This is a genomic window from Borreliella yangtzensis (genome assembly GCF_014201775.1).
Classification (GTDB): Bacteria; Spirochaetota; Spirochaetia; order Borreliales; family Borreliaceae; genus Borreliella; species Borreliella yangtzensis.
This window is the reverse complement of the sequence record NZ_JACHFG010000062.1, coordinates 1-1,595: the sequence shown is the minus strand read 5'-3', so window position 1 is coordinate 1,595 and position 1,595 is coordinate 1. Positions and strand designations below refer to the sequence as shown.

Here is a 1,595-nt window from a genome sequence, read left to right as displayed (position 1 = left end):
CTACATTATCTATCTTAGTATCTAAACTATCTATTTTAGTATTTAAACCCTTTTCTACATTATCTATCTTAATGTTTAAATTCTTTTCTACATCAGTCAATCTCTCTTTTAAAAATTCAAAGTTGTAATTATCATTATGAAAAAAAACAAAATCTATTGCCTCCTCACTAAACCCCATATTTGCAAATTCATTTTTTATACTTTCTATGTTATATGTTTTATACGCTAAATTGCTCATAAAATCCCCTTTATTATCCTCTTAATTGTTTATACTTCTTTAAAAGTTTATTAATCAAATCTTTTTGATTCTCAAAAATTTCATGCATCATAAAACTTGTAAATTTGGCATTACTCTTATAAAAATCGTAACTTTCTTTAGTTTTAAGTTGAAATCTTAAAGGTTTTATTGGATTTTGCTTAGATTTTTTTAAACCACTTGGTGATTCTCTTAAAAACGCAATTGCTTTTGAAACGCCATTCTCTATTACATAAGCTTCTTCTAAAATACCTTCTTGAATTGCATTAGCTATTTTTAAATAATCATATGCTTGACTCCTTGCTAAGTGATAATCTTTGATAAAATCTTCAAATGTTCTATATCCATCTAATTTATAGTATTCGTTATCTTTTATCTCTTTTAATATCTTGATAACTTCCATTTTATAATAGATTTCTTGCTGGAAGCTGGATTTTAATCTTTGCTTTAAATTTTTGTATCTTTCTTCTGATTCATTTAACACCTCTAAGTTTCTTTTGTTTACTATTATATCCATGTATGGACTCCTTTTATTTAAGATAATAACCATGTCCAATTATCTGGACATGGTTATTATCTTAAATCTGCTTAATATATTTTTATATTCCAACATATAATCTTTATCTAGGTTAAATAAATCGTCCTTTGCTATCTTTTTGTTTAAATCTTCTCTTTCCGAAACTAAACCTAAAAAATTTTTATTATCTTTAAGCGAATTAAACAGTATCTTGTGGGTATTATTTTTTTTAAATCTAGTTATTATTAAAAAAATTGGAATATCAATAGCTAAATCACTAATTGAAAACTTTAAAAGCTCCAAACTTTCAACTGCCCATTTTTCTGCTGTTATTGGGACTATAACATAATCACTACATACCAATGCATTAGTTAATGTATAATCTAGACTAGGATTTGTGTCAATTATTATGTAATCATAATAAAATTTCAAATTTAATAGTTGTTTTTGCAGTTTAATTTCCTTAAATGTTATAGCCTCTTTATTAAATTTGTGTAAACTTAGATAACTAGGTATTAAGCCTAAATTGTTATTAATATTTACAACTGAATTGTCAATTAATATATTTCCTTTTAAAACCTCATATATATTTTTTTCAAGTAAATCAAATTTACTTTCCATTATTTTTTTATAGAAATAACTAGTGACTGATGCTTGTGTATCCATATCAATTAAGAGAACTTTACACTCATTAGCCAAAAGAGTTGCGAATATAATTGCACTTGTGCTTTTACCAACACCGCCTTTAATTGACGCAATGGTTATTATTTTAGGTTTTTTATTATCCATTTTGTAAGTGGTCCTTGTTCTGGGTATTTTTTC

General features: G+C 25.2%; 3 protein-coding genes. All 3 read right to left on the bottom strand.

What is annotated here, in order from left to right:
• The coding region (gene bdr / locus HNP68_RS07060) for a Bdr family repetitive protein (RefSeq protein ID WP_221240676.1) at nt 1–238 on the bottom strand (238 nt) is incomplete at its 3' end.
• A 13-nt stretch (nt 239–251) separates the two neighbouring features.
• Nucleotides 252–773, bottom strand: coding sequence for a chromosome replication/partitioning protein (locus tag HNP68_RS06755; protein ID WP_183221698.1), 522 nt, complete (start codon nt 771–773; stop codon nt 252–254).
• A gap of 39 nt (nt 774–812) precedes the next feature.
• The gene (locus tag HNP68_RS06750) at nt 813–1,562 is read right to left on the bottom strand and encodes a ParA family protein (protein WP_183221696.1); all 750 of its coding nucleotides are present in this window, start codon (nt 1,560–1,562) and stop codon (nt 813–815) included.
• Nucleotides 1,563–1,595 lie beyond the last annotated feature (33 nt).

Bases quoted from the DNA above. Each gene is read 5' to 3' on its own strand.
- HNP68_RS06755 (WP_183221698.1), bottom strand. From the start codon at position 773: ATGGATATAATAGTAAACAAAAGAAACTTAGAGGTGTTAAATGAATCA.
- HNP68_RS06750 (WP_183221696.1), bottom strand. From the start codon at position 1,562: ATGGATAATAAAAAACCTAAAATAATAACCATTGCGTCAATTAAAGGC.